At 61.9% G+C, this 19509-nt stretch carries 13 protein-coding genes; 3 read left to right on the top strand and 10 right to left on the bottom strand.

Annotated elements, in window-relative coordinates; genetic code table 11:
* Nucleotides 1-255: 255 nt before the first annotated feature.
* From ORS3428_RS12190 to ORS3428_RS12145, 10 genes are all read right to left on the bottom strand, one after another.
* Nucleotides 256-2628: an RTX toxin gene (locus ORS3428_RS12190; RefSeq protein WP_201788311.1), complete on the bottom strand. Its 2373-nt coding sequence runs from the start codon at nucleotides 2626-2628 to the stop codon at nucleotides 256-258.
* 247 nt (nucleotides 2629-2875) lie between these two features.
* A complete protein-coding gene (locus tag ORS3428_RS12185; RefSeq protein ID WP_244507938.1) occupies nucleotides 2876-4378 on the bottom strand; it encodes a lipopolysaccharide biosynthesis protein in 1503 nt (500 codons plus the stop codon).
* A gap of 72 nt (nucleotides 4379-4450) precedes the next feature.
* Nucleotides 4451-5401, bottom strand: coding sequence for a sulfotransferase family protein (locus tag ORS3428_RS12180; RefSeq protein WP_083355117.1), 951 nt, complete (start codon nucleotides 5399-5401; stop codon nucleotides 4451-4453).
* A 61-nt stretch (nucleotides 5402-5462) separates the two neighbouring features.
* Entirely contained in the window at nucleotides 5463-6767 is a 1305-nt protein-coding gene (locus ORS3428_RS12175; protein ID WP_071097895.1) for an HlyD family type I secretion periplasmic adaptor subunit, read from the bottom strand.
* A gap of 35 nt (nucleotides 6768-6802) precedes the next feature.
* Nucleotides 6803-8917: a type I secretion system permease/ATPase gene (locus tag ORS3428_RS12170; RefSeq protein WP_443136851.1), complete on the bottom strand. Its 2115-nt coding sequence runs from the start codon at nucleotides 8915-8917 to the stop codon at nucleotides 6803-6805.
* A gap of 203 nt (nucleotides 8918-9120) precedes the next feature.
* Nucleotides 9121-10497, bottom strand: coding sequence for a polysaccharide biosynthesis/export family protein (locus tag ORS3428_RS12165; RefSeq protein ID WP_244507937.1), 1377 nt, complete (start codon nucleotides 10495-10497; stop codon nucleotides 9121-9123).
* Nucleotides 10498-10549: 52 nt separating this feature from the next.
* Nucleotides 10550-11773, bottom strand: a complete 1224-nt coding sequence (locus ORS3428_RS12160; protein WP_083355115.1) for a glycosyltransferase — start codon at nucleotides 11771-11773, stop codon at nucleotides 10550-10552.
* Nucleotides 11774-11962: 189 nt separating this feature from the next.
* On the bottom strand, nucleotides 11963-13600 hold the full coding sequence (locus ORS3428_RS12155; protein ID WP_201788310.1) for a hypothetical protein: 1638 nt from the start codon (nucleotides 13598-13600) through the stop codon (nucleotides 11963-11965).
* Between the two features lie 269 nt (nucleotides 13601-13869).
* Nucleotides 13870-14433, bottom strand: coding sequence for a transcription termination/antitermination protein NusG (gene nusG / locus ORS3428_RS12150; protein ID WP_071097891.1), 564 nt, complete (start codon nucleotides 14431-14433; stop codon nucleotides 13870-13872).
* A gap of 20 nt (nucleotides 14434-14453) precedes the next feature.
* Nucleotides 14454-16601 (bottom strand): GumC family protein, encoded by a 2148-nt coding sequence (locus ORS3428_RS12145; protein ID WP_244507936.1) that lies wholly within the window; start codon nucleotides 16599-16601, stop codon nucleotides 14454-14456.
* Nucleotides 16602-16961: 360 nt separating this feature from the next.
* Here ORS3428_RS12145 and ORS3428_RS12140 point away from each other — a divergent pair, with 360 nt between their 5' ends.
* From ORS3428_RS12140 to ORS3428_RS12130, 3 genes are all read left to right on the top strand, one after another.
* Complete coding sequence (locus ORS3428_RS12140; protein WP_071097887.1) at nucleotides 16962-17525, top strand: hypothetical protein; 564 nt, start codon at nucleotides 16962-16964, stop codon at nucleotides 17523-17525.
* Nucleotides 17526-18133: 608 nt separating this feature from the next.
* Entirely contained in the window at nucleotides 18134-18769 is a 636-nt protein-coding gene (locus ORS3428_RS12135; protein ID WP_157895958.1) for a Crp/Fnr family transcriptional regulator, read from the top strand.
* A gap of 473 nt (nucleotides 18770-19242) precedes the next feature.
* Nucleotides 19243-19497: a DUF768 domain-containing protein gene (locus tag ORS3428_RS12130; RefSeq protein WP_071097882.1), complete on the top strand. Its 255-nt coding sequence runs from the start codon at nucleotides 19243-19245 to the stop codon at nucleotides 19495-19497.
* Nucleotides 19498-19509: the final 12 nt, after the last annotated feature.

The following is a 19509-nucleotide window of genomic DNA, read 5'->3' as shown; positions in this document are numbered from 1 at the left end:
GCCTCGATAGGTCCGGATGTGGATGTCGCAGCCACCTCCGGCCCGTCGCGATCGGGGCGACGGTCGGAGGGGTCGGCTGCATTGCTATCGGTGCTGTCTTGCTGGGACTGTCTGCAACATTCGCGCTCCGCCGCGCTGCTGCCAGAGCAGCGTCACGGCTGGGAGCTTGCAAGCCCTTCGGGTTCGTTGCTTCGGCATCACTCGCCGGAGGGCGGTCTCGTTTTCAGGACGGGGTGGTTAAAGACCGGCCATGGATCAGACGAGCAGCCAATCGTTCAATTGGAATTCATAGATCTTGCCGTCGTTCTCGGTCGGATTGGCGTCGTTATCCACGCCGCGATCGGTGATGTAGAGGCTCATATGGTGGCTCGGATCGCCGCTGCTCGGCGCCAGCGCCAACCCCGATGGCTTGTGCGCCCTGGCCGCGGAGATATCGAGCGTGCCCAGCAACGACCCCGTCGGCGTTACCATTGCCACAGAGTTGCGCGACTGAAGGATATAGAGGAGGTCGTGGAACGGGTCGTATGCAATGCTTTCGTCGGAAGGGGTTCCGAGGGACCGCGCGGAAAAGCTCTTCACGACGTCGTCGCCGCCCGTGCTCGGGACGCCGTCGAACTTGCCGTTTGCGCCCGGTGCYAYGGTGTAGATCGTCTGAGTTGTGYCATCCGCCACGTACAGCACCCCACGATTAGAGTCGTACGCGATCCCCTCGGGGTCCGTGCTGCCGAATGCGGACGTCTTGAAGGAGGTCAGGATGTCATCGGAGGTGTTGTAAAGTCCGTCCTGTCCTGGATTGAGCTCATATACGCTCTTCGTACCGGTGTCGTCCGCGAAGAAGAGATGGTGATTGGCGGGATTGTAGGCGACACCGGCCGGCTCATCGGAAAAGGCGATGGTCGTGAGCGTGCCCGCCAGGGTGCCGTTCAGATTCATTTGAAAAAGGTTCTTGCCAGTAAAAATGGCCATTTCATCGACTTCGCTGTCGGCAACCAGTAGCTTGCCGAGATGAGAGATGTAGACGATGTCCATGGGGTCGGGGCTCGGCGGCGACCATTGCGAAGTCAGGATTGTGCGCTCCAGTGTGACCGACGTCGGCAACTGGTTACCCGCGACGCTCACGCTGAAGGCTTGGGTGTCGGTGCTGCTGTCGGACGAGGTTGCCGTCACGTGGAAGGTGATTGAGGGCTCGGACTGGGCGTTGAGTGTGCCGGTGCCCGAGCGCGTGATGACGCCGGTGCTGGAATTGATGGCGAAGYGCTGGTCGTCGATGCTGTAGGCGACGGTCGAGCCGGCATCGGGATCCTTGGCCGACGCCGTGATACCGACGCTGGTCCCCGCGGCGGCGTTYTGCGCGATCTGGTTGRTGGCGRCATTGGAATCCGGCGGGTTGTTGAAGGCGACCGGTTCAGGGCTGTCAAGCACGGCTAGGGTGAAGGTGTGGTTGGCGGTGCTTCCGTCGGAGGAAGTGGCCGTCACCGTCAAGTTGATCGACGTCTGCGTCTCGAAATCCAGCGTGCCGGTGCCTGAGCGCGTGATGACTCCGCTACTGGAGTTAATGGCGAAGCGCGCATCGTTGATGCTGTAGGCAACGGTCGAGCCGGCGTCGGGATCCGTGGCTGACGCCGTGATGCCGACGGCTGTGCCTGCCGCGGCGAGCTCGGCGATCTGGTTGGCATTGGGGTCGGCGTCGGCCGGGGTATTGAAGACCACAGGATTCCCGGCCGGACCGGGCAGGAGATATTCGATGTGCAGCAGCGGCGCGCTGGCCGGATTGTATTCGTAGGAATCGGCCGTGCGCGTGCCGGTACCCGTGATCAGGAACGCCATGTCGTTGAGCGCCGCCCAGCCGGAGCGGTTGACGATTTCCTGGACGATCGCCGAGAGGTTCGGCGTGCGCTCGGCAAGGCCGTGCTCGCCCACTGCGGTCCACGGGTCCGGCGTCCAGGCAGTGGATGCGGTCGTCGTCGCGCGCGAGGACACGTTGAAGCTGGCGCTGGTGAAGGCGCTCGCATCGTTCGTATCTTCGCCTTTGATCAGAAGCGACGTTGTGCCGGTCTTCACCTCGTTGGCCTGGAACTGGATATAGGCGTTGGTGATGGTGGCGCCCTTGGGGATGTTGATGCTGGTGAAGCGGAGGCCGACCGTCTGCCGCGTGGTGCCGTCGTAGCCCAGCTCCAGGTCGTTGATGTTGCCTGAGATCGCGCCGGAGCCCTTCTCCTCGACATCATCGCCGGCGGTCGCTATCCGCGCCTCGAAGATCGGGTCGGCGCCAAGCGCGCTGTTGGCGATGAGTGTGGCTGCCGTCGACGTGGTGCCGGTGGCTGCATCGGAGCTGATGGCGGCATGAGCGCCGTCTGCGAGGCCCGCGCGGTGCCACGGGCCGAAGCTATTCTCTGTTGGGTTGTCCAGAACGGTGCCGTCGAGATGAGTAGCAATTCTGGCTGCCGCCTCTGCGACGCCGGTGAACTTCAGCCCGCCATCGCCTACCCAGGTCGGGATCGCGTGGTGGCCATTGTAGTCGCTGCTTGCTTCCTCCGTTAGCGAAGCTCCGTGCTCCGAGAAGTTCGGCTCGCCGGTTCGGGCCGGCGTGTCGTCATTGATCAGGTGAAGGCTCTTGAGGAAGGACACGGAGTCGAGCGCCGTGACCGGTTCCAGGCTGTTGCCGCTGTCCGGAATCCGAGGTGGTAGTGACATGTCAGATCTCCCCTGCCGCTATTTTCTCAACCGAAAAAAAAAGTCCGAAGGTGAGGTTGTGGATGGTGCAGCCAAGACCGAGCGTCGCGCACTGTTTCCACCTTTACGGCGTTGGCGAAGTTTTCCGCGAAGGTCGGTAGGTTGCCCCTCGAGCCTTGCCGTTGGTTGGCCTGTTTCCCTTTCATCCCTGGCGGCGGAACTGGGGCCAGGCCGGCACCACCGCCGCGAGCAGCCGCAGCAGCGACAGCCCGTCTCGGCCAAGGAACAGCGACGGCAGGATCCAGCACAGCAGCAGGCTCCCGGCAGACGCCAGCAATGCCRTATCGATGAGCAGGGGAAGGGGAGGCAGCCGCAGCTCGCGCAGCCATTCCACCAGCGTCCAAACGCCCATTCCGAGAGCAGCTGCGAGCGTTAGGCCAGGCGCGTGCGCCGCCACGAATTGCCACCACGTCATCGCTGTCACGCGGAGGCTCAACTGTGCCATCAGGAAGAAGTTGACGCCGAATGCCAGGCCGACACCGAACGCCACCCCCTCCACGCCCCAGAACTGCCCCAGGAAGGCCCCGACGAAGACGCCGATGGTGAAAACGGCTTGGCGCCAGGCTCGGGCGTAAACCGTTCCGGTCGCCCGCGAGACCGAATCGCTAAGCTTGTAGCTTGTGCGAAACAGCATGCTGAACGCCAGGATCTGGAGCGGGGCGACTACACCCTCCCATCCCCGTCCGAGAATGACCCGAACCAGTTCGGGCGCGACGATCRCCACGACCACGCTGGCCGGCAGGACGAGCAAAGCGCAACCGGCTACCGCGCTGCGATAGGCCCGAGCAAGCCTGGCAGGCTCCTCCTGAACCAGCGCCATGGTGGGGAACAGCACGCGGTCGAGAACCTGGCCGACGATGACCGCCGGAGTCGTCATCAGCTGCGATGACAGACCGTAGACGCCGAGCGCATCGGCGCCCAGGTAGCGGCCCACGACAAGCCGGTCTACCTGAGTGGCGAGATAGTTGCAGACCCGGGCAATGGTGAAGCCGCTTCCAAAATAGAGCAGTTCGACAATCGCGCTGCGCTCGAGCAACGGCCGCATCGGGTGTGGCTGCCCGGCGAGCAGCACGATCGTGCGGAACAGTTGTTGCACCAGCAGCGCGGCGACAAGAGCCCAGATGCCGAAGCCGAGCCAGGCCAGCACCGGGCCGACAACCACGTAACCGACCGCGAAGGCGATCGCGTCTACGAGCGCCAGCCAGCGGAAGCGCAGCGCACGCTGGGCCGTGGCCAGCGCCACCATGGAGACCCCCTGGAAAAGGAAGATGAAGCAGATCGCCCGCACGATCGGAGTGAGATCGGCGAGGCGAAGGAGGCTGGCAATGGCAGGTGCCATCGCCCAGACCAGCGCGGTCACGGCAAGGCCGAGGAGGAGCGACAAGGTGTATCCGACCCGAAGATGCCGCTCCTCCAGCACAGGTCGCTGCACGATCGCCGGCGTAATGCCAAGCCCCTGGAAGATGGCCGAAAATTTGATGACGATCAGCGCCGCGGAATAAAGGCCGAATTCGTTGGGCGAGAGCAGCCGGGCGAGGAGGAGGAGGGCGACAAGCTCCGCGACCGCCAGGGCGCCCATAGACAGGCCCGTCCAGAACATGCCCACGACGCTGCGTTTTGCCAGTCCGCGCCGAATGTCGCCCACGCCTGTCTCCACGTGCTTGGTTATTTGCTCGACCGACCAAAGCGGGCGACCGATTGATCTTTCCGGAACCGCTCAGCGGGACGACGGGACATCCGGATGGCCATGCTGAAATGCCAACGGAGCCCGCGTAGGTCGCGAGCCATGCTCAACGAGAAGGGAGGGGATCTCGTAGCGGTAGAATTCCATCTCATCCCGGACCTCTGGGATGATCGCCGCCAGTTCGTTCGGATCCAGGCGGAGCCACTTCTGCTGGCGCCCGGGGTCGATCATTTCCTTGGCCGTGCGAATGATTTCGTCGGTGCAGTACAGTCCGCAATGTTCGTAGATGCGGCGCAGGACCGGCTCGGGATCCTGCATGAGATCCTCATAGCGGAACGAGAATACGCGGCCGTTTCCCAACTTGGCGAGATCTTCTCGAGCCATTCGATTGCCGCGTGCCCACTGGCGCGCGATCACCGTCATTTTTTCATGCTGCTGCAAATCGCGATCTATTCCCTTGTAGCGCGGCCCGTAGATCGACGTGTATTTTCTTCGCAACATCCTTTTGACGACTATCTGTTTTAGGACGTCTATCGCATAATAGTGAATCTGGGTAACCGGCGTAAGTTTCAGGAGCCGCATTAGACCTTTGAAACTCTTTGCTCGCTGCCACTTGAGCTCCATGGAGCTTATGTAGGAGAACGGATTCCTTGAAATATACAGAAATATTGCCTCAGGAAAGATCTCGTGGACAAATGGCACGCGCAAGACATTGGCAGGCGTATTTTCCATTATTTGCCGGTTGCCATGCCGCAATTGATAGTCGAGGAACCTGCCGCGAATGTAACGGATGACCTTTTCGGTGGCGTCGGCTTTGACAAATTCGTCATGGCGCCGTGCCGGATCGGCATAGAGCCACAAGGTTTTTGGTTCGTACCAGGTAACGACGTCCGGGTGCAGCCCGATCAGTTTCTGCGCAATGGTGGTGCCCGACCGATAGTTGCCAATCAGAAAAATCGGCGGTTTCAGCCCTGGAGTCATCATGACAAGCCTCTATCGCGAAAGGTGAGTCAGGATTTCACGGATCCACACGACAACCGCGCGGCTACTGGTCCCTGAACGCGCGCATCATCTGGTCGGTCAACGGCTTCATCAGGTAGGAGATCACCTTGCGGTCGCTCGTCCTTATGAACGCCTCCACCGGCATGCCGGGCACAAGCGAGAGCGCTCCGAGCTTTTTCAGATCCTGCGGGTCGGGCGTGATGCGCACCACGTAGTAGACTTCGTTGGTGCGCTGGTCGCGCGTGACATCGGCCGAGATCATGGACACCACGCCTTCCGTTTCGGGCGTCGTGCGAGTGTTGAAGGCGCTGAAGCGCAGAAACGCGCGCTGGCCGATCAAGAGCTGGTCGATGTCCTGCGGCGCGACCTTCACCTCGACGGTGAGCCTGTCGGTGTCGGGCACGATCAGCATGATCGGCTCCCCCGCACCGACCACGCCGCCCACGGTGTGGATGGTCGATTGATAAACCGTGCCGCTGGCGGGAGCGCGAATGTCGATGTGGGCCAACTGGTCCTCGGCCGTGACTTTCCGCTCCTCGAACTCGGTGACCTTGGCCTCGACGTCGCGCAGTTCGCTTCCAGTCTCGCTGGCGAATTCCTTGTCGAGCTGCRGGATCTGGAGCTCGACCTCGGCGATGGCCCCTTTTGCCTGCGCCATGCTCGATACAAGTTGCGCCCGCTCGCCCTCGATACGCGTCGCCTCGCGCTCATACTCGGTCAACTTCGATCTGAGAGTGAGCTTCCTTTCGACGAGACTTCGGATGTCGACGAGTTCGTCATTTATCAGCGCGATTTCCTTGGCCTTTGCCGATTCCTGGGCCGAATAGCCTTCGATCTGCTTGCCGAGCTGCTGGATGCGCTCGCGCAAGCGTGCCTTGTTGCCGGACACCTCGACTCGGCGAAGATCGAACAGGCGTTGCTCGCTCGCCATCGTGGCCGCGATCCCGGGGTCGTTCATCCGCCCGGCCAGTTCCGGAGCGGGCGCTATCCGCTCGCTGCCGTCGCGCTCGGCCTCAAGTCGGGACTTCCGCGCATAGAGCTCGTCCAGGTTCTTCGTCACATATGCCAGACTGGCACGCGGAATGGTGTCGCTGAGCGTGACTAGGATATCTCCGGCCTGCACATGGTCGCCATCGTGCGCGAAGATCTTCCCGACGACCCCGCCTGTCGGGTGCTGCACCTTCTTTTCGCTGGTCTCGACGACCACCGCGCCATGCGAAATGACTGCGCCCGAAATGTCTACCGTCCCGGCCCAGACTCCCGCTCCGCCGACGAGCAGCGCGACGACGGTTGCCCCGCCCAGCAGGTTGCGGCGAATGGATCGCCGGCTGGAGGATAATCGCTTCACGACGGTTGCCTTGCTTGCCCGCTTCCCAGACGTCGTCAATTCGGCAGTTGTGGCGAGCTTGAAACCGGCTGCCGGCCCTCGGGACCGACCTGTGGCATTGGCATCAGCTTCGACAAGACGCTGTCTCTCGCGCCGAACAGGTGCATTTGTCCTTCTTTCATCATCAGCATGAAATCCACCGTGGTGAGGATGCTCGGCCGGTGTGCCACCATCGCCACGATGCCGCGGCGCGCCTTGACTGCGAGGATGGCCTGGGCAAGCGCCAATTCGCCTTCCATGTCGAGATTGGAGTTCGGCTCGTCGAGCACGACCAGGAACGGGTCGCCGTAGAGCGCGCGCGCCAGGGCGACACGCTGGCGCTGCCCGGCCGAAAGCGCGGTTCCGCCCTCTCCGATCTGTGTCTCATAGCCATTGGGAAGGCCGACGATCAGGTCGTGGACGCCCGCCGCACGGGCAGCGGCGACGATGGCCGCCGCGTCCGCTTCCGGTTCGAAGCGCGCGATATTGGCGGCAACCGTTCCCGCGAACAGTTCGACGTCTTGCGGCAGATATCCAATGTAGCGGCCGAGTCGCTCCGACGACCATTGATCGAGCGCCGCACCATCCAGCTTGATGCGACCTGCCAGCGGCCGCCATGCGCCGACCAGCCCCCGGACCAGGCTCGATTTGCCGGAACCGCTTGGTCCGATGATGCCGAGCACCGAGCCGGCCTCAAGGCGGAATTCGACATTTTGCACGATGATCCGTTGCGTGCCCGGCGCGGCGATCGCGATGCGGTCGACCGTGAGGTTCGAGCTCGGCACTGGAAGCGCCATCGGTTGACCGTCCTGCGGCAGCCGGGCGAGCAGGTTGCTGAGCCGCCGCCAGCTCTGACGGGCGCCGACGAAATTGCGCCAGTTGGCAATGGCAAGGTCGACCGGCGCGAGCGCCCGGCCCGCCAGGATGGAACCGGCGATGATGATCCCCGACGTCGCCTCGCCGCGGATGACCAGCCAGGCGCCGACGCCCAGCATTGTCGACTGGAGCATCAACCGCAGGGCGCGGGCGAAGCTGCCGAAGCCGCCGACGATATCGCTGACGCGCTGCTGTTGCGCGAGATGTTGCCGGCTGGCTTCCCGCCAATGCTCATGCAGGCGCTTGCCCATGCCCATGGCCGCAAGCACCTCCGCGTTGCGGCGGCTGGCCTCGGCGAAGCTGTTGCGCCGCACGGCCGTCAGAACGGCGGCTCCCATCGGTTTGCGCGTAAGCACCTCGGTCGCGGCCGTCAGCGTCACCAATATCGCGGCGCCGCAAATGGCGGTGATACCCAGTGTCGGATGCAGGCTCCAGATGATCGCCAGATAGAAGGGCAGCCATGGCAATTCGAAGAGCGTGCTGGGCCCGGGGCTCGACAGAAACGTACGAATGTTGTCGAGGTCGCGCTGCGGCTGCAGCCCGTCGCCCTGCTGGCCGATGAACAAGGGCAGCCTGGAGACGGCGGTGAACACGCGTCCCCCGACCGCTTCGTCCAGCTCGGCGCCGATCCGGGTCATCACGCGGCCGCGCACAAGGTCGATTGCGGCCTGCCCGACGAACAGAACGCCCRCCAATATCGCCATGCCGACCAGGGTCGGAACGCTGCGGCTCGGCAGCACGCGATCATAGACCTGCAGCATGAACATCGCGCCGGTGAGCATGAGGATGTTGCTCACGCCGCTGAAAACCGCAACGCCCGCAAGCGCTGCCCTGCAGGAGCGCAGCGCGCAGGCGAGTTCCGAACCGGGCGCCGGCTGGACGTCCCCGGAAGGGGACCGGGYGCCGCGGTCCGCGGATATGTCGATGAGGTCGCGTCGTCGTTTCCGCCTTGCCTTGGAGGCGGCTGCCGTCAGCAATCCCAGGGCTGCCACCGCCAGCCAAAGCGGGAGGCTGCCCAGGCCGGCCAGCAGGGCCACACGGTCATTGGCAAACTGGGGCCAGCCGGGCAAAAGATCGGCCCAGGGCCGCGCTGGCGAGACCAGTCCTGCGAAATCGAGCGAGGGCGGCACAAGCCCGACACCAGCAAGCGTGAGAGCGAGCACGAGCAGGAACAGGATCATGCGGCGAATGCGCGGCCGGCGACGGGGCGCGAAGCGTTTCGTCTTTCGGCGCGCTGTTGCGCGGAGACGGCGCACGGGCATCCGCTCCGCGCCAACATCGATATTCGCGCGGCGAAGGCGGCTGCCCAGGGCTATCAGTGCTGTGCCGAAGATCACGATCGGAGTCCCAAGGATGAAGTCGTACCCATCCGGGCCGTTTTCCCCTTCCGATGCGCCAGGCCGATGCGGAAGTCGGTGCTGGACGATCTCATTTGGGTTGGCCGGCGCCTTGCCGACGTCTATTGGCCGATGATGCCGGGTTGGGTCGTGTGAGCGCCGGGTGCGGATGTCGCGCTGGTTGCCGAGATGTCGGGAGCATAGAAGCCCTTGTTGGCCACGACCGAGACCTCGATGACATCGCCTGCCTTCACTTCCGTATTTTGGTCCGCGACGATGTCATGCGCCTCCTTCTGGTCGCGCCTGAAGATCGAAATCTTCACCGAGCCCTGCAAGTCGTCGAAGGTCCTCTGTTCGCCATAGGTGAAGATGAAAAGCAGCTTGTCGGCAACGTATCTTATTTGGCTTTGAGTTTTGCCCAGCTCGACTTCCGTTTCCTGGGTTTGCGAGATCAAATCCATTTCATAGGCTTGGCGCTTCTTTCGCAGCTCACTCTCGGCGTTCAGCATCTCCTGCTGTGCCTGGACCTGCTGAAACTCGGTCTGCGCAAGTTCGGCGCGATAACTGGTATGTGCCCGTTCCGCGTTTATGACACTGGTGTTCGTTACCAGGCCTCTCTCTCGCAGCGCTCGGGCCGATTGCAGTTCCTCGAGCTGAAGGTCCGCGGTCTTTTCACGTTCGTTCCGCGTGGCGGTAACCACATCCGCTTCCTTCTTCGCGCGAACGATCGAGGCCTCGAGATAGGAAATATCGTCCCGGTAAGCGGCAAGGCGCGCATCGAGCTGCGCTTGCTCGGATGCGACGATGTCGGCAATCAGGTGTCCGCCGAATTCGACGGGCGGATCCGGCGGAGCCGCAAAGGTCTTGTCCTGCCGGCTTTCCGCCTGGAGACGGGCCAGTCGAACCTTCAGCCGATATTCTTCAATCGCCAGGTTTGAGCGCGCGCTGCGCAGATCCGCTATCTGCAGGGCCGGCTCGGTATTTCCGGTGATTGTGGCCCGGAAGCCGCCCGCGATGGTAAGCGCTTGGCGAACGGTTATTCCCGGTTGAAACGGGTAGGAGCCGGGACGAGCCACGGTCCCGGAAATGAAGAAGGGGCGGTACTGGCTGACCGCCACCTGCACAAACGGTTCGAGGATGAGCTTCTGCTGCTGAAATCCACCCTGAATCGCGCGCGAAAGAGCGACGCTGGTGAGGCCGCGCGCTTGAATTTCGCCAAGCAGCGGAAGCGATATCGCGCCGTGATCGTCGACCACCACTTCCAGCGGATAGGCGGCCTCRCCGAACACAGATATGCGCAGGACGTCACCGGTGTCGAAAGTATACCCGTCCGCGCGGGACTCGTCCGTGGCAAACAGGAGAAAGGCCAAGGCGAGGAGGCCGCAAATGATCGAGAGCAGAATGCCGACCGCAAGGTCAAGCTTCTCGCTCAGCCTCAGTCTCTGGTCTTTCCTTGCGAAAGGCATCGACACAAATTGCAGGTCAAAACGCCGATACATTGTTCCTACTCCGGTTAACTTGCCCGCCTGGCTCCAGGGTTCTATCGGGGTGTCAAAATCCGTGCAGCCGGAAGGCCTGCTTGGCCGTACCGCCGAGGATGCCCCGCGCAACGTCCGGCCTTGCGGCGGAAAGGGCCGAAGCCTGGACGGACTGATAGATCGTTTCGACCCGGTCACACATGGCATCCAGTCCCCAGGACGAAAGGTCGGTGAGCCTCGCGCCATCCGCCAGCCGCGCGCGATAGTGCTCGTTCTCCAGAAGGTCGGCGACCGACGCCGCGGCCGCGCCCACATTGTCGACCGGCGTGACGATRCCATTGACGCCATGCGTCACAACCTCTTCCACTCCGGGCAAATGCGACACGACGCAGGGTCGCCCGCCTGCCAGGTATTGCATCACGACACGAGGCAATCCCTCTCGCATCGACGTCAGCACGCAGACATCCGCCAGGCTGATCAGCCGTTCGGRCTCGCTGTGGTAGCCGACCATGCGAATGTTTTTCGCAAATGGGGACCGTTCGATCGCCGATGCCACTGCGCCCCGCGCCGGTCCTTCGCCGGCCAGGAGGAGCCGGACATTCGGAACGCGCTCGACGACCTGGCCGAACGCTTCAATGAACTCGACGTGGCGTTTCCTCGGCTCCAGCGCAGCCAGCATCAGGACCACCGGCGGCTTCGGCTCGCCGGCGGTTGTCCCGAGCAGCAAATGCGGTGCCACCGGCCATTGCGCATTGGCGAAGCGCGCCAGGTCGAAGCCGGAATGGACGACGTGATGCTGATCTGGGCCTCCCAAATGGTTGGCGATGCAGATGTCGCGCATTGCCTGGCTGACATCGATGAAGGCTCGCGTGAACCTGGCGGCGAGGCGCTCGGCAGCCAGGAAGATCAGCTTCTGGCTGTTGCCGACATGTACGAAGGGCAGGATGTGCACGCCATGGACGATCCCGGGGATGTTGGCTTGCTCGGCGGCGAAGCGACCAATGATGCCGGCCTTGCTCTGGTGCGTGTGCACGATGTCGGGCCGCCAGTCGCGCATGAGGCGGGTAAGCTGCCTGAATGCGGAAATGTCATGCGACGGCGAAATKCGGTTGATGAGCTTTTCCAGGGTGACGATCTGCAGGGCTCCGGCGACAGACGCTCTGAGACCCGGGTCGTATTCGCTGCCGTGAACCAGCAGCACCTCGTGGCCATGCCGCGCCTGGGCGAGACAGCAGGCCAGGGTATTTTCTTCCGAGCCGGCTCGAAGCAGTCGGGTGAGCACATGAACGATCTTCATTTGCTTGTACCTCTGGGGCGTGAAAGCCAGTGGGCGCTGGGCAGGGCAGGAGATCGGTCGTCTGGAGTTGGAGCGTTCGGGCTTCGTCGCGCCTTCCCGGGCGCACGGCCAGAAGCGCCGGCCCTTGGCGAGATCGCGAAGCCTGAGTGTCTGTGGTGCTGGTTGTCTGGGCCGCCGCCTATTCCGTCCTTACAGGGACAGCCAAATATGTCTGAACAGTTCCCGGCTGACCGCCTCTACGCTTGAGCTTGCATCGACGGTCCGGATTTCCCCGTTCTTGGCCCGCAACTCCGCCATCAACGACAGCCGCGCATCGAACCCTTCTTTCCTGATCTCACCAGGCTTTCGGCTTTCGGAGACGGCAAAATCGGAGACGAGGTGCAAGGTGAGATGCGGTCGGCACGCTTCCATCTTTCGATAGAGTTCCTGCTCGATGCGGGCGAGAACCGACAAGCCTCGGACAAAGAACAGGTGCGGCGGGATGGTGGGCCCGTCCAGATATCCCCTGCGCCGCGCTTGCGGCCACCTGTCACAAACAACGATCAGGCCGCGCGTTGCCATTCGGTGTGCGCGCCTGACGACGGCGTATCGCTCAAACGCGATCAGGGTTGCCCATAATGCCAGCCCGGTCGCCGCAACGCTCCCCCTGGCCCGAGTTGCTTGGACGGCGTCCTCGCCATGGGCTTGGGCCAGGGATTTCAGCCGGCGCCTATGCGGGAATAGCACCTTCTGCAGCGCCTTGCGGAGCCACCAACCGCTGCCGTCGCCGATGCCGGCATAGGCCCGCGCGCAGCCGAACTTCCATCGAAATGTCTGTGTCAGCCGATCGACCTGTGTGCTCTTTCCCACGCCATCGGGGCCAATTATCGCCACCAAAAGACCACCGGTGGCGGGCCGTCTCTTCGGCGGCAGGTGACCGGGCATCAGGCGGTGAAGCAACCTCAAGGCAAGATAGGAGGCCTTGCGCGCCAGGTGGACCGCGGTATCGGCGATGCCGTAGCGTTCGGTGAAACCGCACATTTCCCGGATCCAGCGCCGAAGCCTGGCAAGATCRCCGCTGTGGACGGCCAAATCGCTGCCGCTTTGYCGGAACCTGCAATTCACTGTTCTTCTGCCGCCAAACGCAAACTCCACCACGTGCAAGTCCTGCTCGCCGGGCGCAAACGGCAGTTGTGCGAACTGCTCCTTCCAATGGAAGTGCATGGTGACCCACCGCCGCCAGGGCAGGGTCCAGCCGCGAAAGGCGAAACGCGCGATCGTTAGCCGCAGCTCGTCCTCGGGAGAGACGATCGGAACGTCTACGCCGTCCACATGCTTCGCCTCCCACCGCTTGATCGCCGCGTAGTCGAATGCCGGATAGCGCTTGCGAAACTCCCGGYCGACCCGGACACCGACATGCACGTCGAGATGGAGATATCGGCCGTTCGAAAAGTCGGGCACGAACCAATCTTCTCGGCCGGCGCAGACATTGTCGTAGCAGGAGAGGCTCACCCCGCGACGACCCTGCAGCCCGTTCACGATGGAACAGAAAGCCGGATAGTCCCGCTTGTCCACAAGAACATCCAGATCGTCCCGGCCGGCAAATGCGTCCTGCAGCGACTCGACGTCCTGGACGATGCCATATCTCAGTCCGGCCCCATTGAGCGCTTGAAACAGCACGACGGCAATCGGCAGGCCGGGTACCGTTTCAAAGTTGCCGGATGGCGCGCTTCCGTCATTTCGACGCGTCCCTGCACCCGTGGCGCCGTCGGCGACGCTATCCTGTCGGAGAGCCTTGCGCCGCCACGCGAAGAATTGCCATGGACTTCCGCCATGCGCCCTGGCCAATGCTGAACCATTTATTCCTGGCACCATTGCCTCCGCGGCCGTCCCGCCGCCACGATACTGTCGGGAGCAAAGGGTTTACGTGAGATCCAATTGGTTCCCGGTTGTTGATGCCGGCAGGCGCCGTTCGCTTCCATCGGAATTGTCGTCGGTCGCCTTTTGCAAGCTGCCGCAGCGAGGGTGAATTGGGTGCCAACTCATCGCCTCTCCGCCGGAAATTCGGCATCATGCGCACGAAAAGAAAGTAATAATGAAAGTTTGTAAAGTGAACTCTATGAATATATCGCCAGCTTACTTCTATCGATAGTAATCGGTATCGATCGATTCATAATATCAAGAAGAATTCTGACTGCTCCAGCCTTTCCGACGTGGTCAAGTATCCCAAGCTGATCGGCGAACGGCCCGTCTATGACCCTGATTTTTTGCCCGGACCTCAACAGGACATCGGGGTGTAAAATTCCGTCGTCGTCGGTTGCGGACATCAAGGACTCGACCACGCCGTGCGGCGCCGGTATCGGCAATCCTTGGCTCATGACCAGCTTTCGGACACCAACGGTCGAGTTGATTGGGTACCAGCTCTGTTGATGAAGGGCCAATGAGACGAACAGATAGCAGTCAAAGTACGCGCTGAAGACGGTTTTCACGCTACGGGCATGTCGAACGGTTCGCTTCCGCTTGGGCAGGTAGGTCCGGAAGTTTTGCGATAACAGATGCCGCTCGGCCAGGCTCTCGGAATGCTGATGCGTCTGCACCACACACCAACGCGTGGGCGCAGCGTCATGAAGATGTTTTGCCGGTTCCGGTAGCGGATCGTCGTGTAAGCCGTCATTCAGCATTGCGAATGTGTCTTCTTCAATCAATTGAGGTAGTAACTGTCCGAAACGCTGCCTTCGAGCGACGTGTAGCGCCCGTATTTCGGCAGCTTCGGCTCGTCCACCATTGTCAGGGCAATGCCGGCGATCTTGGATCGGCCGCCAAGATGCCGAATCCCCTCCGCGACAGCCTCGCGCGAGGTTTGGCACCACTTCACCGCAAAGATGATTTTGTCGACATGTCTCGCCAGGATCGAGGCATCGGCGGCCGGTCCCACTGGTGGCGCGTCGACGATGACGGTGTCGAACTTTCCCCGAAGCTCTTCAAGGATCGAGAGCATTCGCGCCGAGGCAAGAAGGGCAGGCGGGTTGCGTGTCTTTGCGCCGGCGGGCAGCAGGCAAATCCCCGAACGCTCGTCCGTATGAATTGCGTTTGCGGTCTTCATCGGCAAAGTCAAAAGGTCGACAAGTCCGACCTTTTCGGCCATGCCGAAGAACGCCGTGGCGGCCGAAAGCCGCAAATCCGCATCGATCAGCAGCACGCGCTCGCCGTCAGCGGCGGCGGAGCAGGCCAGGCTCAGGGCCAGCGTCGTCTTTCCTTCGCCGGGCATCGCCGATGTCACCAGCAGGAGGCGCGGCGAACGGATCAGGTCCGATGACCCTTCCATGCCAAGGCGCAGCCGCCGCACCGCCTCGCTATATCGGGAGAGAGGCCTGCGCTCGAGATAGGCTACAGGCTGGGCGTCGGCCGACCAGCCCGACATCCTGGGCATGGACGCAAGAACCGGAACGGCCAGTTCTTCCTCGATCTGCTTCTTTGCCATGAAGCCGGATGCGGACAGTTCACGAAGAAGGGCGCYGGCACCGCCGAAGAGGACGCCGAGAACCAGGCCCAAAGCCGCAAAGAGAGGCCTGTTCGGGAAGCTTGGCGAAAGCGGAGYGGTTGCAGCCGTGATCACGCGTACGCCGCTGTTGAGCAGCGTGGACTTTTCCTCCGTCAGCTTGGCGCGCGACAGGAAGGTCTCAAACAGGTTCTGGTTTGCCGTGGCAATCCGCTCGAGGTCGCGCAACTGGACGCCGACCTGGCCTTCCGCCTCGGACTGGTTGGATACCGAACCCAAAGCCCGAACCAGCGCAGCTTCGCGGGCCTCGGCGGCGTCGACTTCATTCTTCAGATTGCCGATGAGGCGCTGGACTTCGGCGGAGATCTGTCCCTCGATATCGCGGCGTTCGGCTTGGGCGGACAGGACGTCGGGATGGCGTTCGCCATATTTCAACCGCAGGTCGGCTTCCCGCCGGCTGACAACGGAGAGCTGGGATCGAAGCGCGGTGACCACGACGGATTGCAGCACGTCGGGCATCGATTGGATATCGCCGCCGGAGCTCAGAAGTTTGTCAACTTGCTGATATTGCGCCCGTTTCGCCGACAATTCGGCGCGTGCGTTTATCAGCGCGATATTCAGCTCCGACATCTGCTGGTCGGTCAAACTGCCGGAGCGTGTCGTCAGTAAATTATGGTCCGCCCGGAACTTCTGGACGGCTTCTTCCGAACGGCTGAGTTCTGATCGCAGATACGTGGCCCGGTCGCTGAGCCATGCGGAGGCTTTTTGGACCCCTTCGTAACGGGTCTTCGTTCGATCGGCGACATATGCCTCGGCAATTGCATTGGCCAGCGACGCTGCTTTTGCCGGGTCGTACATGCCCACGTCGATTTCGATGACGTTGCCGAGCCCGACGCGCGAGACTCCCAATGCGGTTTGAAGCCACGTCAAGGCCGTCGGCCCGATCTTGGGGTCCTCCGCCAGCCTTTGGCTGGTGACCACCTGTTGGAGAAGCGACGCGGATCTCATGACCGCGATCTGGCTTTCAATGAATGTCGGATTGTCGGAAAAGTCGGTGTTGGAATAGTCCTGAGGGGTCATATAGTCGACCGGGGAATCAAGTAAGACTTGTGCGACGCCAGTGTACGTCGTTGGAAGTGTAAAAGCGGCAACAAGGAATATGGCGAAGGTGGCGGCTGCAATTGCGGACGCGAACTTCCAGCGTCGGAGAAAGAAATCAAAGATTTCTCTGACGTCGAGTGAAGGCATTTGCCTGGATATGATCGGATCGTCAGTTGGACTACGCATTTCCGGACCCTTGCGACCAGAAAAAACAACCCACCCCTTCAGCATCGGCTGAATGGCTTGCACCTCAAATCATTCGGGCAGTCAGCTGTCAGGCGCGCCCACACTTATCGGAAGGTGAGCGTTCGTGCCCGCCGTACGGCATATCCAGATCGTTCTCTTCCGCCCGCCGGCCGATCGCGCCATCGACCGACGGAAACCATATCAGTTTCCCGGATGCCCCCGCCATTACCATTAATGAGTAGTAAATCGGCAAAAGGTCGATCTGGTCTACCCGACGGCTTCCCGCTGTCTTTTGGGAGGTTGCCGAATAGGCTCCCGAGCTTGCTCGGGAGCCTGCAACGACGCTGGCGCGACGCGGGGCGCAGGGGAGCCTGTGCGCCCCCGTCGCCGATGCGTATTTGTCTCAGCGAGTCTGTGGTCGACATGGAAACCTACGGCGAATTGGTGTCGGGACTAGTGGATTGGGCGACAGATAGGTCCGGAGCGATCCTGGTGCTGTCGGCGACCTTGCCGCTGGCTCTTCTTCTGAGAGAGGGTTGGTTGGTGGCCTGCGGTGTCCTCGGCGTATTCGTTGGGGCTGTCATGTTGGTTGTGTTCGGCATCGAAAGCACCGTGGCGGCGGCGCTCGTCGTTCTCGCAAGCAGCCTGTTGTTTTCAACGGTTCTGCTTTCCATCCGCAAGCGATTGGCGCAAATCGAGGATCGCGTCGCATCCGTGGCATCGGCAATCGACAAGCTGGAGATCGCCGAGGAGAGACGACAAACCTTCAGCACGCGTCGCCCCCCCCACAATTCGCGGATTCTTGCGCGCCTGCAGTCGGTAGCCGGAGCAGCGGAATATGCGTCCGGCGCAGCCGCGGAGGCTGAAAGAGAGACGCCGGCATTCCCCGGCCTGTATTCGCAGGAGCCGGGAGCAACATTGGAGTTCGACAATTCAGCCCGCGGTGGTTCGGGCCCGTTGAGGCGGCGGCGACGATCGTCGCAATGATATGGCCGTGCCGAGGCGCGAAGGCAGATGCGACCGCGGGGGATATCGCGTTGTTGGCGGRCGGGCCGTTCGCCGGCGCATGACGAAGGCGATTTTCGCAAGGCTGCAAACGGGATCGGCGTCGCGGCAAAGCTGACCGCCGCCTCGATGCGGCTTTCCTCACAGCCAAGGTGTCCGCGAAATCGGCGTAACGCCCGACGATGTCATGGCGATCGTCCTGGGCCTGGTCTGCCGTTCATGCAAAGCGCTGGCCCGCACCTCAATCGATGATTCCCCTAGGCCTAAGGGCGGGATACGCCTTTTGCATGCCGGTTGTGTGCCGGTTGGTGGAAGGCCGCTTGCTCGATTGCCGCCATCGCGCGGCGATGTCGTCTGAGGCACCCCTCCAGCCGGCTCCGACCCGCTCGGCGGTAGAGAAGTACCTGAAAGTGGTAGGCACAAGACCGGTTGTGTGAAATCATGGATGGAACCTTCGGCGTAGTTGAATTAAACTTGCAGCTTCGGGTTGCCTGAGTGTTGAGTTATTTCGGGGCGTGATGGGCTTATCAAAGCAGTTTCTTGGGTCCGGGCGAACACCCGCGTTAGCCGACTCAAGTTGGGAAAAGCGTGTGTCCGAATTGCCGGGGGCCGTGCGCCGCGTTTATCCGGCGGGCACGGCTATCGCGCGCGAATATGAGGCTAGATCGGCCATTTTGATCATAACCGCYGGCTGGGCGGCGTTCGCCAAGATGTTGCCGAACGGTTCTCGCCTAATCGTTGATTTCGCGCTGGCTCACGAAATTGCCTTGATCGAGTTCGCCGGAGAGATGAGCGAGACGGTAACGGCTCTCTCCGACGTCACTGYGATCGAACTCGCCGGTCCCATCCGTTCTTGTTTTTCGCGCTACCCGCAGCACATTTGCGAGGCCGTGCTGGCGGCCGAGGCGAGCCGATATTCAAGGGTTGCGGAGCATCTCGCAGGCGTCAGCCGAAGGGGAACCGTCGAGCGCACGRCCCACCTTCTTCTCGAACTGGCGTGCCGCACGCATCGGTCGGCAACGAGCTACCCAGACCGCTATCATTGTCCGCTGACCCAAACCGAACTGGCGGACGCGTTGGGTCTTTCGGCCGTGCATGTAAGTCGTGTCCTGAAGACATTGCGGGAGGCTGGCCTGGCTTCGTTCCGCAGCGGCGTCGTGGAGTTGCACGACCATGCGGGGCTTATCGAAATGACCGGATTTGATCGGTCTTACATCTCGACCTGACGGCCAGACAGCCTTGCGGCATCAGTCGGTCCACTGCTCGTCCACATTTTCCGATTGGCTATGATCAGCATGAGGTCGCTTCTGCGGCGCCGCCGAGAAGCGTCGGCGAAGAGAGAGTCGACATTGCATGAGGATATCACTATATAGCGGCGGCCTCGGACGATGCACCTACGATCGATGCACCGCGAGAGTAGCCAGAAATGTTGAACATATTGCGGTACAACTCGGAACGAACAGGCCAAAAAAAGAAAGCTAAAACAATGGCTAGGACGGGAAGCGAACCTGGCCAACGGTACCGCCATTCTCAATGATCTGAACGTGCCCTTGAACCTTTCCAATCCTTCGGCTCTGCGGACCTTGGCAACATGTCTTGCCGGTCGAGGCCGACTCGGCTCGAATGGGGCATGCATCCTTTAGCGGGATGCGGGCGTTCATGACCACCAACCGGCATAGCCGCTAGGGAAGAAAGCAGTATGAGTGAACACGCGATCGAGTTCTTGCGCGGATGGATTGGCGAAAAGGTCCAGTGCCCGCATTCGCCGCTCAAGATCGAGAAGCAGGCCGAGACTCTCGCCAAGGAATGCTGCGCCAAGGCTGCAGAGGAAGGCATTCTCCTGGAAGACATTCAGGAAGAGGTCGGCGATATCCAGGAACTGATCGCATCGCGCCTCGAAGAAGCCGCCGAAGAGAACGCGCACGAGGCAAAGCCGGACAACGCGTCCGAGTAAAAGCAAATGACA

Source organism: Mesorhizobium sp. ORS 3428 (assembly GCF_001854785.1).
Lineage (GTDB): Bacteria > Pseudomonadota > Alphaproteobacteria > Rhizobiales > Rhizobiaceae > Mesorhizobium.
Note: the sequence above shows the minus strand (reverse complement) of the source record. Positions and strands in the feature narration are given on the sequence as shown.